The sequence below is a fragment of the Streptomyces sp. NBC_01450 genome (assembly GCF_036227505.1).
GTDB lineage: Bacteria > Actinomycetota > Actinomycetes > Streptomycetales > Streptomycetaceae > Streptomyces.
The window spans coordinates 8,462,976-8,478,118 of the sequence record NZ_CP109480.1 but is presented as its reverse complement, the minus strand read 5'-3'; the positions used below and the strand labels follow the sequence as shown (position 1 = coordinate 8,478,118).

General features: G+C 70.2%; 13 protein-coding genes. 8 read left to right on the top strand and 5 right to left on the bottom strand.

Annotated features, from left to right (window positions below):
• Window positions 1–2: 2 nt before the first annotated feature.
• Window positions 3–722 carry a 3-oxoacyl-[acyl-carrier-protein] reductase gene (fabG, locus tag OG568_RS37665; RefSeq protein ID WP_266415548.1) on the bottom strand — a complete coding sequence of 240 codons (720 nt, stop codon included), beginning with the start codon at window positions 720–722 and terminating at the stop codon, window positions 3–5.
• A gap of 228 nt (window positions 723–950) precedes the next feature.
• On the opposite strand from fabG, the gene OG568_RS37660 reads away from it, so the two are divergent.
• The 3 genes from OG568_RS37660 to tyrS are packed head-to-tail and all read left to right on the top strand — an operon-like array spanning window position 951 to window position 5,178.
• Window positions 951–2,474, top strand: coding sequence for a TldD/PmbA family protein (locus OG568_RS37660; RefSeq protein ID WP_266415547.1), 1,524 nt, complete (start codon window positions 951–953; stop codon window positions 2,472–2,474).
• The gene (locus OG568_RS37655) at window positions 2,471–3,865 is read left to right on the top strand and encodes a metallopeptidase TldD-related protein (protein WP_329534777.1); all 1,395 of its coding nucleotides are present in this window, start codon (window positions 2,471–2,473) and stop codon (window positions 3,863–3,865) included. Before OG568_RS37660 ends, OG568_RS37655 begins: the two co-directional genes overlap by 4 nt.
• Window positions 3,866–3,909: 44 nt before the next feature.
• Window positions 3,910–5,178, top strand: coding sequence for a tyrosine--tRNA ligase (tyrS, locus tag OG568_RS37650; protein ID WP_329534776.1), 1,269 nt, complete (start codon window positions 3,910–3,912; stop codon window positions 5,176–5,178).
• A 58-nt stretch (window positions 5,179–5,236) separates the two neighbouring features.
• Here the strand turns inward: tyrS and OG568_RS37645 are convergent, their stop codons facing one another.
• Window positions 5,237–5,512, bottom strand: a complete 276-nt coding sequence (locus tag OG568_RS37645) for a GlsB/YeaQ/YmgE family stress response membrane protein (protein WP_054232233.1) — start codon at window positions 5,510–5,512, stop codon at window positions 5,237–5,239.
• A 250-nt stretch (window positions 5,513–5,762) separates the two neighbouring features.
• On the opposite strand from OG568_RS37645, the gene OG568_RS37640 reads away from it, so the two are divergent.
• Together OG568_RS37640 and OG568_RS37635 are read left to right on the top strand one after the other, a co-directional pair.
• A complete protein-coding gene (locus OG568_RS37640; protein ID WP_329534775.1) occupies window positions 5,763–6,170 on the top strand; it encodes a DUF3099 domain-containing protein in 408 nt (135 codons plus the stop codon).
• Window positions 6,171–6,402: 232 nt separating this feature from the next.
• Window positions 6,403–6,624 (top strand): hypothetical protein, encoded by a 222-nt coding sequence (locus OG568_RS37635; protein WP_329536564.1) that lies wholly within the window; start codon window positions 6,403–6,405, stop codon window positions 6,622–6,624.
• 277 nt (window positions 6,625–6,901) lie between these two features.
• Here OG568_RS37635 and moaA read toward each other — a convergent pair whose 3' ends face one another.
• The 3 genes from moaA to OG568_RS37620 all read right to left on the bottom strand — a co-directional run bounded on the left by moaA (window position 6,902) and on the right by OG568_RS37620 (window position 10,015).
• Complete coding sequence (gene moaA / locus OG568_RS37630; RefSeq protein ID WP_329534774.1) at window positions 6,902–7,891, bottom strand: GTP 3',8-cyclase MoaA; 990 nt, start codon at window positions 7,889–7,891, stop codon at window positions 6,902–6,904.
• Window positions 7,892–8,036: 145 nt separating this feature from the next.
• Entirely contained in the window at window positions 8,037–9,662 is a 1,626-nt protein-coding gene (locus tag OG568_RS37625; protein ID WP_329534773.1) for a solute symporter family protein, read from the bottom strand.
• A complete protein-coding gene (locus OG568_RS37620) occupies window positions 9,659–10,015 on the bottom strand; it encodes a DUF485 domain-containing protein (RefSeq protein ID WP_067364553.1) in 357 nt (118 codons plus the stop codon). Before OG568_RS37620 ends, OG568_RS37625 begins: the two co-directional genes overlap by 4 nt.
• Window positions 10,016–10,429: 414 nt before the next feature.
• Here OG568_RS37620 and OG568_RS37615 point away from each other — a divergent pair, with 414 nt between their 5' ends.
• The 3 genes from OG568_RS37615 (at window position 10,430) to OG568_RS37605 (ending at window position 15,049) form a co-directional block, all read left to right on the top strand.
• Window positions 10,430–11,956: a S8 family serine peptidase gene (locus OG568_RS37615; protein WP_329534772.1), complete on the top strand. Its 1,527-nt coding sequence runs from the start codon at window positions 10,430–10,432 to the stop codon at window positions 11,954–11,956.
• A gap of 70 nt (window positions 11,957–12,026) precedes the next feature.
• Window positions 12,027–13,571 (top strand): S8 family peptidase, encoded by a 1,545-nt coding sequence (locus OG568_RS37610; protein ID WP_266581597.1) that lies wholly within the window; start codon window positions 12,027–12,029, stop codon window positions 13,569–13,571.
• Window positions 13,572–13,666: 95 nt separating this feature from the next.
• On the top strand, window positions 13,667–15,049 hold the full coding sequence (locus OG568_RS37605; protein ID WP_329534771.1) for a CoA transferase: 1,383 nt from the start codon (window positions 13,667–13,669) through the stop codon (window positions 15,047–15,049).
• Window positions 15,050–15,143 lie beyond the last annotated feature (94 nt).

The window sequence follows — 15,143 nt, the reverse complement described above, 5'->3', positions numbered from 1 at the left end:
GATCAGTGACCCATTCCCAGTCCGCCGTCAACCGGAATGACGGCTCCAGTGATGTACGAGGCGTCGTCCGAGGCGAGGAACCGCACCGTCGCGGCGATCTCCTCGGGCTGCGCGTACCGGCCGAGCGGCACCTGGGCGACGATGCCCGCACGCTGCTCGTCGGTGAGCACCTTGGTCATGTCGGTGTCGACGAAACCGGGCGCGACGACGTTGAAGGTGATGTTGCGCGAGCCGAGTTCGCGGGCGAGCGAGCGCGCGAAGCCGACCAGGGCGGCCTTGGAGGCGGCGTAGTTCGACTGCCCCGCGGAGCCGAGCAGCCCCACGACCGACGAAACGAGGACGACCCGCCCCTTCTTGGCCCGGAGCATGCCGCGGTTGGCACGCTTGACGACCCGGAAGGTGCCGGTGAGGTTGGTGTCGAGGACGGAGGTGAAGTCCTCCTCGGACATCCGCATCAGAAGCTGGTCCTTGGTGACACCCGCGTTGGCGACCAGGATCTCGACGGGGCCGTGCTCGGCCTCGATCTCCTTGTAGGCCTGCTCCACCTGCTCGGTGTCGGTGATGTCGCACTTGACGGCGAGGCAGCCCAATGCGGTGAGGGCAGCCGGCGGCTCACCCGAACGGTATGTGATCGCGACTTTGTCGCCGGCATCGGCGAACGCGCGGGCGATGGCGAGGCCGATGCCCCGGTTGCCTCCGGTGACAAGAACCGAGCGGCTCAACGGATCACCCTTTCGATAGCTGTCTGAAACCCCTGCAAGACAGGCGCCTTCCCTGGAAACCTATCGGTCCCCTACGCCTCCCGGAGAATCGGGCACCGACAGTGGCGCGGGGTGCTCACTGTCGGATCCCTACAGAAAGCCTCGCCGAGCGAACGGAAAGATGTGGCCCCCGGACCCGCCCGCGCGACATGATCGGACCCGACAGGCCACGACAGCAGGGAGACCTCCGTGCCTCATTCCATCGACGAAGCCTTCACGGCACTGCCACTGCGGGCCCTGGCCGACGCCGCGCTCGCGCGGGCGCGCGCGCTGGGGGCCGAGCACGCGGACTTCCGGTTCGAGCGGGTGCGCAGCGCGTCCTGGCGGCTGCGGGACGCGAAGCCGGCCGGATCGTCGGACACCACGGACCTGGGGTACGCGGTGCGGGTGGTGCACGGCGGGACCTGGGGGTTCGCGTCGGGTGTGGATCTGACGATGGACGCGGCCGCGAAGGTCGCGTCGCAGGCCGTGGCGATGGCGAAGCTCTCGGCACAGGTGATCAGGGCGGCCGGTTCCGACGAGCGGGTGGAGCTGGCGGACGAGCCGGTGCACGCCGAGAAGACATGGATCTCGTCGTACGACATCGACCCCTTCTCCGTGCCGGACGAGGAGAAGGCCGGACTGCTCGCCGACTGGAGCGCGCGGCTGCTCGCCGCCGACGGCGTCAACCACGTCGACGCCTCGCTGATGACGGTCCACGAGAACAAGTTCTACGCCGACACCGCCGGGACCGTGACCACCCAGCAGCGCGTACGGCTGCACCCGCAGCTCACCGCCGTCGCCGTCGACGAGTCCAGCGGCGAGTTCGACTCCATGCGCACCATCGCGCCGCCGGTCGGACGCGGCTGGGAGTACCTGACGGGCACCGGCTGGGACTGGGAGTCCGAGCTCGCGCGGATCCCGGAGCTGCTCGCCGAGAAGATGCGGGCGCCGAGCGTCGAGGCGGGGCTGTACGACCTCGTCGTCGACCCCTCCAACCTGTGGCTGACGATCCACGAGTCCATCGGACACGCCACCGAGCTGGACCGCGCCCTGGGCTACGAGGCGGCGTACGCCGGCACCTCCTTCGCCACCTTCGACCAGCTCGGCAAGCTGAGGTACGGCTCCGAGCGGATGAACGTCACCGGTGACCGCACCGCCGAGCACGGCCTCGCGACCATCGGCTACGACGACGAGGGCGTCGAGGGACAGTCCTGGGACCTCGTGAAGGACGGCACCCTCGTCGGCTACCAGCTGGACCGGCGCATCGCGAGACTGACCGGCTTCGACCGGTCCAACGGGTGCGCGTACGCCGACTCCCCCGGGCACGTGCCCGTACAGCGCATGGCCAACGTCTCACTCCAGCCGGACCCCGCGGGACACTCGACCGAGGACCTGATCGGGGGTGTGGATCGGGGGATCTACGTCGTCGGTGACCGGTCCTGGTCCATCGACATGCAGCGGTACAACTTCCAGTTCACCGGTCAGCGGTTCTTCAAGATCGAGAACGGTCGGATCACCGGACAGCTGCGGGATGTCGCCTACCAGGCCACCACCACCGACTTCTGGGGTTCGATGGCCGCGGTGGGTGGTCCGGGAACGTATGTCCTGGGCGGTGCCTTCAACTGCGGCAAGGCCCAGCCGGGCCAGGTCGCGGCGGTCTCTCACGGCTGCCCGTCGGCCCTCTTCCAGGGGGTCAACATCCTCAACACGACGCAGGAGGCCGGTCGATGAGCGCCCGTACGAACAAGCCGCACGAGGTCGTCGAGCGCGCCCTCGAACTCTCCCGCGCCGACGGCTGCGTCGTGATCGCCGACGAGCACTCGACCGCCAACCTGCGCTGGGCCGGCAACGCGCTGACCACGAACGGGGTCACACGCGGGCGCACCCTGACCGTCATCGCGACCGTCGACGGCCGAGAGGGCACGGCCTCCGGAGTCGTCTCACGCACGGCCGTGACCGCGGACGAGCTGGAACCCCTGGTGCGGGCCGCGGAGGCGGCCGCACGCGGCGCGGGGGCCGCCGAGGACGCCCAGCCGCTGGTCACCGGCGTGCCGGAGTCCCCCGACTTCACCGACGCGCCCTCCGAGACCTCCTCCGCCGTCTTCGCCGACTTCGCCCCGGCACTCGGCGAGTCCTTCGCCCGCGCACGGGCGGGCGGGCGGGAGCTGTACGGCTTCGCCAACCACGAGCTCGTCTCCAGCTATCTCGGTACGTCGACGGGGCTGCGCCTGCGTCACGACCAGCCCAACGGGACGCTGGAACTCAACGCCAAGTCGCCCGACCGGACGCGCTCGGCGTGGGCGGGGCGGTCCACGCGGGACTTCAAGGACGTCGACCCTGCCGCCCTGGACGCCGAGCTGGCGACCCGGCTCGGGTGGGCCGAGCGGCGCATCGACCTGCCCGCCGGCCGCTACGAGACGCTGCTGCCGCCGACCGCGGTCGCGGACCTGCTGATCTACCAGATGTGGTCGGCGGCGGCCCGGGACGCGGCCGAGGGCCGGACCGTGTTCAGCAAGCCCGGCGGCGGCACCCGGGTCGGCGAGAAGCTCACCGAGCTGCCGCTGACCCTGCGCAGCGACCCGAACGAGCCGGGACTGGAGTCCGCGCCCTTCGTGCTCACGCACTCCTCCGGCGACGACGCGTCCGTGTTCGACAACGGGCTGCCGCTGTCCGCGACGGACTGGGTGCGCGAGGGCACCCTGAACCGTCTCTCCACCACCCGGCACAGCGCGGGCCTCACCGGGCTGCCCGTCGCCCCGACCATCGGCAACCTGATCCTGGACGGCGGCGAGGACCGCTCCCTGGAGGAGATGGTCGCCGCCACCGAGCGCGGTCTGCTGCTGACCTGCCTCTGGTACATCCGCGAGGTCGACCCGGCGACGCTGCTGCTCACGGGACTGACCCGGGACGGCGTCTACCTCGTCGAGAACGGCCAGGTCGTCGGCGAGGTGAACAACTTCCGGTTCAACGAGTCGCCGGTGGACCTGCTGTCGCGGGCGACGGAGGCGGGGCGCACGGAAAAGACATTGCCGCGCGAATGGAGCGATTGGTTCACTCGTGCTGCGATGCCCGCGCTGAGGGTGCCCGACTTCAACATGAGCTCTGTCAGCCAGGGCGTATAACCTCGTACCTGATTCACGAGACCACTCAAGGAGATACGAGAACCGTGACGGACATCGTCGACGAGCTGAAGTGGCGTGGGCTGTGGGCCCTGTCCACTGACGAGGACGCTTTGCGCAAGGCGCTCGCGGACGGTCCCGTCACGTTCTATTGCGGTTTCGACCCGACGGCGGCCAGTCTGCACGTCGGCCACCTGGTGCAGGTCCTCACCATGCGTCGCCTTCAGCTGGCGGGCCTGCGCCCGCTCGCCCTGGTCGGTGGCGCGACGGGCCAGATCGGTGACCCGCGCCCGACGGCCGAGCGCACGCTGAACGATCCGGAGACGGTCGCGAACTGGGTGACCCGGCTGCGCTCACAGATCGAGCCGTTCCTGTCCTTCGAGGGCGAGAACGCCGCGATCATGGTGAACAACCTCGACTGGACGGCCGGCCTGTCGGCCATCGAGTTCCTGCGGGACATCGGCAAGCACTTCCGCGTCAACAAGATGCTGACGAAGGACTCGGTCGCCCGGCGCCTGGAGTCCGAGGAAGGCATCAGCTACACGGAGTTCAGTTACCAGCTGCTGCAGGGCATGGACTTCCTGGAGCTGTACCGACGCTACGGCTGCACATTGCAGCAGGGCGGCAGCGACCAGTGGGGCAACCTCACCGCGGGTCTCGATCTGATCCATCGCCTGGAGCCGCACGCCAGCGTGCACGCGCTGGCCACGCCGCTGATGGTCAAGGCGGACGGCACCAAGTTCGGCAAGACCGAGGGCGGCGCCGTATGGCTCGACCCGGAGATGACGACGCCGTACGCGTTCTACCAGTTCTGGCTGAACGTGGACGACCGGGACATCTCGACGTACATGCGCATCCTGTCCTTCAGGTCCCGCGAGGAACTCGAGGAGCTGGAGAAGCAGACCGAAGAGCGCCCCCAGGCCCGCGCCGCCCAGCGCGCGCTCGCCGAGGAACTGACGACGCTGGTGCACGGCGCCGACCAGACGGCCGCGGTGATCGCCGCGTCCAAGGCCCTCTTCGGTCAGGGCGAGCTGACCGGGCTCGACGAGCGGACGCTGGCCGCGGCGCTCTTCGAGGTGCCGCACATCCAGGTCGCCGAGCTCGGCCCGGTGGTCGACCTCTTCGCGGAGGTCGGCCTGGTGGCCAGCAAGTCGGCCGCGCGCCGCACGGTCAAGGAGGGCGGTGCCTACGTGAACAACGTCAAGGTCACCGCCGAGGACGCGGTCCCCGCCAAGGAGGACCTGCTGCACGGGCGCTGGCTGGTACTGCGCCGGGGCAAGAAGAACCTGGCGGCGGTAGAGGTCACAGGGGCCTAGACACAAGGAAGGGGCGGTCTCCCGTGCGGGAGGCCGCCCCTTTCGTCGTACCCGCGCGTCAGGCTTTCTGCTTGTTGCCCCGCAGCGCCATGTACGCCATGTCGCCGAGGAACACGATGATGATCGCGGCCACGAGCTGGAAGGCGTGGCGGCTCCAGTCGATGCCCCGCGTCTCGGCGACGCCGAGAGCCCGGGCGATCGCGTTGCCGACGATGGCTCCGAGGATGCCGAAGATGGTGGTCAGCCAGAGTGGGCTGTGCTGCTTGCCCGGAAGGATCGCCTTGGCCAGCAGGCCCAGCACGAAGCCCACGATGATCGCCCACAACCAGCCCATCTCTGCCTCCTAGTACGGCTCTACGTGAGCATTTCGCCCAGTCTCGGCGTGTGCGCCATACGGCGCATGTCGGGCGCGGCCATACGCGGTACGGCGCATCATGCCCCCCCCCCCAAGCCGGACCCGCCCCGGTCTCGAAGGCGACGGAGCCGCGGCGTAACGTGAGACATGTTCGGGCCTGCTTCCCAGACCGGGTTCGGACGGGGTACGGGCCAAGGAGCGTCCGACACAGGGCAGGTGGTGGAACGTGATGCGGAAGCAGAGCAACGGCCAGGTCTTCCGGATCACCGGGGCCAGGCAGGGGCTCGACGAGGACGTGCGCGGCAGACAGCGCCGCTATGTCATCTCGATGTCTGTCCGCACGGTCGCCGTGATCCTCGCCGCGACCCTGTGGAACGTGGAGCGGCACGTCGCAATCGTCGCACTGGTGCTCGGGATAGTCCTCCCTTACGTCGCCGTGGTGATCGCCAACGCCGGACGGGAGAACGCGCCGTCGCTGCCGTCGACATTCGTCACCGTGCCCGGCCCTCCGATGATCGCGCCGCCACGCCCGAGCGCCTCCGCGGAATCCGTCCCGGAGGACGTCGTGACCAACCCCGGGACGCGTCCGGGAGGCGAGCCGCACGAGCGGGCCGAGCCCGACTCGACCCTCACCTGACCACGGAGGATCCGCCGGAAACGGAATCCAATCGCGCACCAAGCTCAAGAAAAGCTCAGATCAATCATGTTGTTCCGGTGCCGGGCGGACGGTCACCCGTGACATACTTCGTACGCGCTCCGCATCCCCCGTCGGAGCGACAGACCGACGCCGGGCAGCTCCCCCCGTGGCTGCTCGGCGTCGCCTTTTCGGGGCCGTCTAGGGTTGAGGCGTGACTTTCCCGCTCCCCGACATGTCCCCGCCCCCCGGCACTCCGCAGTGCTCCGCCAAGGGCTGCCGCACCGATGCCGTGTGGGTGCTCGCCTGGAACAACCCGAAGCTGCACACACCCGAGCGGCGCAAGACGTGGCTCGCGTGCGAGGAGCACCGTGAGCACCTGTCCAAGTTCCTGGGCGTGCGGGGCTTTTTGAAGGACGTGGTCCGGCTGGAGGACTGGCAGGAGCCGGAGGGCTGAGCGGTTCTGGAAGTGCGGGTCGTGTGTGGCTGGTCGCGCCCACGCGGCGGAGCCGCATGTGTCACAGCCCCGCGCCCCTAAAGGGACGCCTACCTCGACGGAGTCACTAGTGCCGCGGCAGGCAACGTTCGCCCCGTCGCGACGCCCGGCACGCACTCTCGCCGCACCGGCCGAAAGCCCAAGTACGTCCGGTCCGTCGACGGGGCCTTCCGGCCGGCACGCCGAGAGCACGCACCGGACGCCGCTCCTTGACGGGCAAACGTTGCCTGCCGCGGCACTAGCCGCCGATCGCGGACATCGGTCTGGCCGGCTGGAGGAACGACGGGTCGTCCAGGCCCGAGCCCGCCTTCTTGCCCCACATCGCGAGGCGCCAGATGCGGGCGATCTCCTCGTCGGGGGCGTCCGAGCGGAGGGCGGTGCGCAGGTCGGTCTCCTCGGTGGCGAACAGGCAGTTGCGTATCTGGCCGTCGGCAGTGAGGCGCGTACGGTCGCAGGCCGCGCAGAAGGGGCGGGTGACCGAGGCGATCACGCCGACGCGGTGCGGGCCGCCGTCCACGAGCCAGCGCTCGGCAGGGGCGGAACCCCGGTCGTCGGCGCCTTCCTCAGTGAGCACGAAGCGCGTGCGCAGCGAGGCGAGAATGTCGCCCGCGGTGACCATGCCCTCGCGCTTCCAGCCGTGCTGGGCGTCGAGGGGCATCTGCTCGATGAAGCGCAGCTCGTAGTCGTGCTCCACCGCCCAGGCCAGGAGGTCGGGGGCCTCGTCGTCGTTGAGGCCCGGCATCAGAACGCAGTTGACCTTGACGGGGGTCAGGCCGGCGTCGCCGGCGGCTTCGAGGCCCGCGATGACGTCCTGGTGGCGGTCGCGGCGGGTGAGCCTCTTGAAGACGTCGGGGCGCAGGGTGTCCAGCGAGACGTTCACCCGGTCGAGGCCGGCGGCCTTCAGGGCCCCGGCGGTGCGCTTGAGACCGATGCCGTTGGTCGTCAGGGACATCTGGGGACGGGGCTCGAGCGTGGCGACCCGCTCCACGATGCCCACCAGGCCGGGGCGCAGCAGAGGCTCGCCGCCGGTGAAGCGGACCTCGGTGATGCCGAGGCGGGTGACCGCTATCTCGATGAGACGGACGATCTCGTCGTCCGTGAGCAGGTCGGGCTTGGCCAGCCACTGCAGGCCTTCTTCGGGCATGCAGTACGTGCACCGGAGATTGCACCTGTCCGTCAGTGAGACGCGCAGGTCGGTGGCCACTCGGCCATAGGTGTCGATGAGCACGTGGGCCCCCTCCCTCGTTACGGATCACTTCCACTCGACACGATCGAGCCTACGTGACACGACTGACATCAGCCCCGGCCGGATCCCACCAGACGCGGCGCGGCCGCGTCGTAGAGATCTACGACGCGGCCGTCGGCGAGGGGGATCAGTGTGCTCCGGTCCCCGTCAGGGACCGCACCTCCAGCTCGGCGTACTTGCCGACGTCCGGCTCCTCCTTGGACAGGAGCGTGCCGAGCCAGCCCAGCAGGAAGCCGACCGGGATCGAGATGAGGCCGGGGTTCTCCAGCGGGAACCAGTGGAAGTCGACGTCGGGGAACATCGAGGTGGGCTTGCCCGAGACCACCGGCGAGAACAGCACCAGGCCGACCGCCGTGATCAGACCGCCGTAGATCGACCACAGCGCGCCCTGGGTGGTGAACCGCTTCCAGAAGAGGCTGTAGAGGATCGTCGGCAGGTTGGCGGAGGCGGCGACCGCGAAGGCGAGCGCGACCAGACCGGCGACGTTCAGGTCGCGGGCGAGGGCGCCCAGCAGGATGGAGACGGCACCGATGCCCACCGTCGCGTAGCGGGCGGCGGTCATCTCCTGTTTCTCCGTGGCCTGCCCCCTCTTGATGACGTTCGCGTAGATGTCGTGCGCGAAGGAGGAGGACGAGGCCAGGGTCAGACCGGCGACGACCGCGAGGATGGTGGCGAAGGCGACGGCGGAGATGGAGGCGAGCAGGATGGCGCCCCAGTTGGAGTCGACGCCTCCCAGGTGCAGTGCCAGGAGGGGCGCGGCGGTGTTGCCCGCCTTGTTGGAGGCGATGATCTCGTCGGGTTTGATCAGCGCGGCGGCGCCGAAGCCGAGGGCGAGGGTCATCAGGTAGAAGGCGCCGATGAGGCCGATCGCCCAGTTCACCGACTTCCGCGCGGTCTTCGCCGTGGGCACGGTGTAGAAGCGGATCAGGATGTGCGGCAGGCCCGCGGTGCCCAGGACCAGTGCCATGCCCAGGGAGATGAAGTCCAGCTTGGTGGTGGACGTGGCGCCGTACTTGAGGCCGGGCTCCAGGAAGGGTGCGCCCTTGCCGCTGTTGTCGGCCGCCTTGCCGAGCAGGTCGGAGATGTTGAAGTTGAACTTCAGCAGCACCAGGAAGGTGAGCAGCAGGGCGCCGATGATCAGCAGGACGGCCTTGACCATCTGGACCCAGGTGGTGCCCTTCATGCCGCCGATGGTGACGTACACGATCATCAGGACGCCGACGAGGGCGACGATGCCGATCTTGCCGCCGTCGCTGGTGATGCCGAGGAGCAGCGAGACCAGGACGCCCGCGCCGGCCATCTGGGCCAGCAGGTAGAAGATCGACACGACGATGGTGGAGGTGCCCGCGGCGGTACGGACCGGGCGCTGGCGCATGCGGTACGCCAGTACGTCGCCCATGGTGTAGCGGCCGGAGTTGCGCAGTGGCTCGGCGACCAGGAGGAGGGCCACCAGCCAGGCGACCAGGAAGCCGATGGAGTAGAGGAAACCGTCGTACCCGAAGAGGGCGATCGCGCCCGCGATGCCGAGGAACGAGGCCGCGGACATGTAGTCGCCTGAGACGGCCAGGCCGTTCTGGAAGGCGGTGAACTGTCGTCCGCCCGCGTAGAAGTCGGCGGCGTCCTTGGTCTGGCGGCCCGCCCAGACGGTGATGACGAGGGTCGCGGCGACGAACACCGCGAAGAGGGTGATGATCAGCGGCCGGTGCTGACTGGCCTCACCGGCGGCGAGCACGGTCGTCTGTACGGGGCTCATGCGTCGCCCTCCAGCCGGGACTTGATCGCCTCGCCCTTGGGGTCGAGCTTCGCGGCGGCGTACCGCGAGTACCACCAGGCGATGAGGAACGTGGTGAGGAACTGCGCGAGCCCGAGAACCAGGGCGACGTTGATGTTGCCGACCACCTGGGTGCCCATGAAGTCGCCCGCGTAGTTCGAGAGCAGGACGTACAGCAGGTACCAGGCGATGAAGGCGACGGTCAGCGGGAAGGCGAAGGAGCGGTGCGCGCGCCGCAGTTCGGCGAACTCGGCGCTCTCCTGCACCTCGACGAACTGCTCGGTCGAGGGCAGCCGGGGATCGGCCTTCGAAGGGGGCGGTGCGTCGGTAGCCACGAAGTCTCCTCGCGTTGCGGGTGCGGTTACGACGATGGACGGGGGCGAGTCGGGGCTCGCGGACGGGGACGGCTGGGGTGCGGACATGTGGTGCGACCTCACAGTGACCTGGATCACGTGACCGAGAGCGACGGTATTGCTTCCTTGCGTGATCCAACGGGGGGCTCGATCGTCCTCGGGCTCCCTGCTCAAGGTCACGGCGCCACGCGTGGACCGGTTCAACTCCCCCGACTTCTTTCGGAAGTCATCTCCGGAAGTCATTGCTGGCCAGCTGGGACGGGAGATAGCTTCGGCCTGCAGTACTCGTCATGCACCTGCCGAAGCGCCCCCCGCACCAGCCTCAGCACCTCACGCACCTGCCCGAGCACCACCTGTGTTCGGGCGGCTTTCGTTTCCGGATGATGTGGAGATCCCATGGCTCATCTGCGTTCCAGACGTCGCCTCGCCCTCGCGGTGCCGGTCGTCCTGTCGCTCACCGCCTCGCTCGGCTTCCTGCCGGGCGCCGCGTCGGCGGCCCCGCTGACCGCGTCCGCCACGCCGAGCGCGGACGGCCCCAACCTCGCGTACGTGGTGAACACCAGGACGGACCACCGCACGATCGCGTCGGTGGAGAAGGCGATCACCGCGGCGGGCGGCACCGTCGTCATCGCCTACGAGAAGATCGGTGTGATCGTCGTCCATTCGGCCAACCCGGACTTCGGCAAGCAGATCCGCGCCGTGCGCGGGGTGCAGTCGGCGGGCGCGACCCGGACCGCGCCCCTGACGGCCGCGGGGACGACGGACGAGGGCGCGGCGCAGATGCTGTCCGCCGCCGAGGCCGCCAAGGTCTCCAGGACCGCCGCCGCGGGCGAGGAACCCCTGGAAGCCGACCAGTGGGACCTGCGCGCGATCGGCGCCGACAAGGCCGCGAAGATCAACCCGGGCAGCAAGAGCGTGACGGTCGCCGTGATCGACGTCGGCGTCGACGACACCCACCCGGACATCGCCCCGAACTTCTCCCCCTCCCAGTCCGCGAACTGCGTGGGCGGCAAGCCGGACACCACGTACGGCTCGTGGCGCCCCGTGGACGCCGACCACTACCACGGCACGCATGTCGCGGGGGAGATCGCCGCCGCCCGCAACGGCATCGGCGTCGCGGGCGTCGCGCCCGGCGTGAAGGTCTCGGGCATCACCGTGGCCGAGCCGGACGCCAGCCAGCTCTTCTACCCGGAGAGCGTCGTCTGCGCCTTCGTCTTCGCCGCCGACCACGGCGTGGAGATCACCAACAACAGCTACTACGTGGACCCGTGGCTCTACAACTGCCTCGACGACCCCGACCAGAGGGCGATCGTCGACGCCGTCAACCGGGCCCAGCTGTACGCCCAGAAGAAGGGCACCCTCAACGTCGCCGCGGCAGGCAACTCCAACGACGACCTCGACTCGAACGCCCTTGAGGACGCCTCCAGCCCCGACGACTCGACCGCCGTGCCCCGTACGGTCGACCCGCACAAGTGCTTCGACGTACCGACCCAGCTGCCGGGCGTCGTCACGGTCGCCTCGACCGGCGTCACCGGTGCCAAGTCGTACTTCTCCAGTTACGGCAAGGGCGTCATCGACGTCGCCGCGCCGGGCGGCGACAAGTACCAGATCCCGGACACGCCGTCGAAGAACGGCCGCATCCTGTCGACGATGCCGAACAACGAGTACGGCTTCCTGCAGGGCACGTCGATGGCGACGCCGCATGTCGCGGGCGTGGCCGCGCTGCTGAAGTCCAAGTACCCCTGGGCCTCCCCGGCCCAGCTCCAGGCGCTCCTCAAGGCCGAGGCGGACAACCCGGGTTGCCCGACCGCCCCGTACGACGGGGACGGCGACGGCGTCGTGGACGCCACCTGCGTGGGCGGCAAGCACGTGAACGGCTTCTACGGAGCCGGGATCGTCAACGCGCTGCGGGCGATCAAGTAGGTCCGGCCGTACGTCACATGAGCTTCCGCACGGCTCGTACCGCTCGTACCGCGATTGAACTGGAGAATCCATGACCGCGCCTCGCAAGCGCTCCCGCCGCGCCATAGCCCTCCCGCTCGGGATGGCCACGGCGACGGCCCTCGCCTTCCTGCCGAACGTCAGCGCCTCGGCGGCCGACACCGACGGCGCCGCCGCTCAGACCGCCACGGCCCCGACGGCGGACGCGACCGCCCTCAGCTATGTCGTCAACGTCCGCCCCGGGCACGGCGCTTCCGCCTCCGTGAAGAAGGCCATCGCCCAGGCCGGCGGCACGATCGTGACGTCGTACGACCGGATCGGCGTGATCGTCGTGCACTCCTCGAACGCCGACTTCGCCAAGACGATCCGCGGCGTACGCGGCGTGCAGTCGGCCGGCAACACGCGCAACGCGCCGCTGCCCGCGCAGTCGACCACCGACATGGGCGCGCCCCAGGTGCTCACCGCCGCGCAGGAGCGGGCCGCGAGCGCCGAGGCCGCCGCCGGGCAGGACCCGCTCGAGTCCCTCCAGTGGGACCTGCCCGCGATCAAGGCGGACAAGGCGCACGAGAAGACCCTCGGCAGCAGCAAGGTGACCGTCGCCGTGATCGACACCGGTGTCGACGACACGCACCCCGACATCGCGCCGAACTTCGACCGCGACGCCTCGGTCAACTGTGTGACGGGCAAGCCGGACACCACCGACGGGGCCTGGCGGCCGACCGCCGCGGAGAGCCCGCACGGCACGCATGTCGCGGGCGAGATCGCGGGCGCCAAGAACGGCGTCGGCATCACCGGCGTCGCGCCCGGCGTGAAGGTCGCCGGCATCAAGGTGGCCACGACGGCCGGCTACTTCTACACCGAGGCCGTCGTCTGCGGTTTCGTGTGGGCCGCCGAGCACCACGTCGACGTGACCAACAACAGCTATTACACCGACCCCTGGTACTTCAACTGCAAGGACGACCCGGACCAGAAGGCCCTGGTCGACGCGATCACCCGCGCCTCGCAGTACGCGGAGCGCAAGGGCACCGTCAACGTCGCCGCGGCGGGCAACGAGAACTACGACCTGGCCGCCGACTCGATCACCGACCCGGTCTCCCCGAACGACGGCACACCCTCGGACCGGGTGATCGACCCCTCCAAGTGCTACGACATCCCCACCCAGTTGCCGGGTGTGGTCACCGTGGCCGCGACGGGCGCCAAGGGCATCAAGTCGTCCTTCTCCAACCACGGCCTGGGCGTCATCGACGTCGCCGCGCCCGGCGGCGACTCGACGCGCTACCAGACCCCCGCCCCGCCCGCCACCAGCGGCCTGATCCTCGGCCCGCTGCCCGGCGGCACATGGGGCTACATGGCCGGCACGTCGATGGCGTCCCCGCACGTCGCCGGTGTCGCCGCCCTCATCAAGTCGACCCACCCGCACGCCTCCGCCGCCCTGGTGAAGGCGCTGCTGTACGCGGAGGCCGACGCCACACCGTGCACCGACCCGTACGACATCGACGGCGACGGCAAGGTCGACGCGGTGTGCGAGGGCACGAAGAACCACAACGGGTTCTACGGCTGGGGCACCGTGAACGCGTTGAAGGCGGTCACGAAGTGACCGTGTGAGCGAGGGGGGCCGGGCGGTTGCCCCGGCGGGCAGTGGCCCCGGCCCCCTTTCCCATGTTGATCCGGTACACCCGGCATAGTGCCGCCATGACTCCTACAGACTTCGCGTGGGCCGCGCTGGGCGGCGACCCCTCACTCGTCCCACGGATCTCGGCCGCCGCACGGGAGGGGGTGCTGCCCGCACGGCTGCCGGTACGGGCGATGGCCCGGGCGTGTGTCGCGGTCTGTGCCCTCGCGGGAGCCGAGCTGGCCGCCGCCCGCACCGGAGGGAAGGTGCCCGAAGCGCGGGTCGACGACGGCGCTGTCGCCACCGCCTTCCACAGTGAACGGCACCTGCGCGTCGACGGTCGCGAGCCGGTCAACTTCGCCCCGCTGTCCCGGTTCTGGCGGACGGCGGACGGCTGGGTCCGCACCCACGCGAACTATCCGCACCACCGGGAGCGGCTGCTGGGCGCGCTGGGTGTGCCGGAGGGCCGGGACACCCCCGTCGAGGTGCTCGCCGAAGTGCTGGCCGAGCGATCGGCCGTCGAGGTGGAGGAGACCGTGTACGCGGCCGGCGGTCTCGCGATCGCCCTGCGCACGCCCGGCCGGTGGGCCACGCATCCACAGGGGCGGGCGATCGCCGCACACCCGCTGGTGGCCCGCGAGCGACTGGACACCGCACCCGTGCGACCGCTCGTCCCGCTCGCCGGGGATCCACTGCTGCCCGCCGCGGGCCTGCGCGTGCTGGACCTCACCCGGGTCATCGCGGGCCCGGTGGCCACCCGCACGCTCGCGCTCCTCGGCGCGGACGTCCTGCGGATCGACAGCCCGCGCCTGCCCGAGATCGACGACCAGCACGCCGACATGGACTTCGGGAAGCGTTCCACCACGCTCGACCTGTCGGCGCGCGGTGATCGCTCGGCCTTCGAGGAGCTGCTCGCCGGGGCCGATGTCGTCGTCACCGGGTACCGGCCCGGCGCACTGGACCGGTTCGGGCTCCGCCCGCGGGCGCTGGCCGAGCGGCGGCCCGGTCTGGTGGTGGCGCAGTTGTCGGCGTGGGGCGACTACGGGCCGTGGTCCGGGCGTCGGGGCTTCGACAGTCTGGTGCAGGTCGCCACCGGGATCGCGGAGATCGAGGGATCCGCCGAGCGGCCGGGCGCGCTGCCCGCGCAGGCCCTGGATCACGGCACGGGGTATCTGCTGGCGGCCGCCGTACTGCGGGCCCTGACGGAACAACTGGACGACGGCGGCAGCCGGTTCGTACGGCTGGCGCTGGCGCGGACGGCCGAGTGGCTCGTGAACGGGCTCGCGCGGCAGGACGAGGAACCCGCCGACGCCTCGTACGAACCGGCCCATTGGCTCGCCGGGACCGACAGCGACCTGGGCCGGCTCAGGTACGCCCGGTCACCCGTCTCCTTCGCCGGCGGCCCGGCCGACTGGGCACGTCCGCCGGGCCGCCTGGGGACGGACCCGGCCCGGTGGGCCTGAGCCGGCGGGTCACTTCGGGAGACGACCGCGCCCGCCGGGCGTGAGCGAGGGGTCGGCCGGAAACGTATCTATGGGCGGAATGCCGAACCACCGC

What these genes read in the sequence shown, in the direction of transcription:
- OG568_RS37655 (WP_329534777.1), top strand. Translation starts at nt 2,471, where the DNA reads ATGAGCGCCCGTACGAACAAGCCGCACGAGGTCGTCGAGCGCGCCCTC.
- OG568_RS37645 (WP_054232233.1), bottom strand. Translation starts at nt 5,512, where the DNA reads ATGGGCTGGTTGTGGGCGATCATCGTGGGCTTCGTGCTGGGCCTGCTG.
- OG568_RS37640 (WP_329534775.1), top strand. Translation starts at nt 5,763, where the DNA reads ATGCGGAAGCAGAGCAACGGCCAGGTCTTCCGGATCACCGGGGCCAGG.
- OG568_RS37635 (WP_329536564.1), top strand. Translation starts at nt 6,403, where the DNA reads ATGTCCCCGCCCCCCGGCACTCCGCAGTGCTCCGCCAAGGGCTGCCGC.
- OG568_RS37625 (WP_329534773.1), bottom strand. Translation starts at nt 9,662, where the DNA reads ATGAGCCCCGTACAGACGACCGTGCTCGCCGCCGGTGAGGCCAGTCAG.
- OG568_RS37615 (WP_329534772.1), top strand. Translation starts at nt 10,430, where the DNA reads ATGGCTCATCTGCGTTCCAGACGTCGCCTCGCCCTCGCGGTGCCGGTC.
- OG568_RS37610 (WP_266581597.1), top strand. Translation starts at nt 12,027, where the DNA reads ATGACCGCGCCTCGCAAGCGCTCCCGCCGCGCCATAGCCCTCCCGCTC.
- OG568_RS37605 (WP_329534771.1), top strand. Translation starts at nt 13,667, where the DNA reads ATGACTCCTACAGACTTCGCGTGGGCCGCGCTGGGCGGCGACCCCTCA.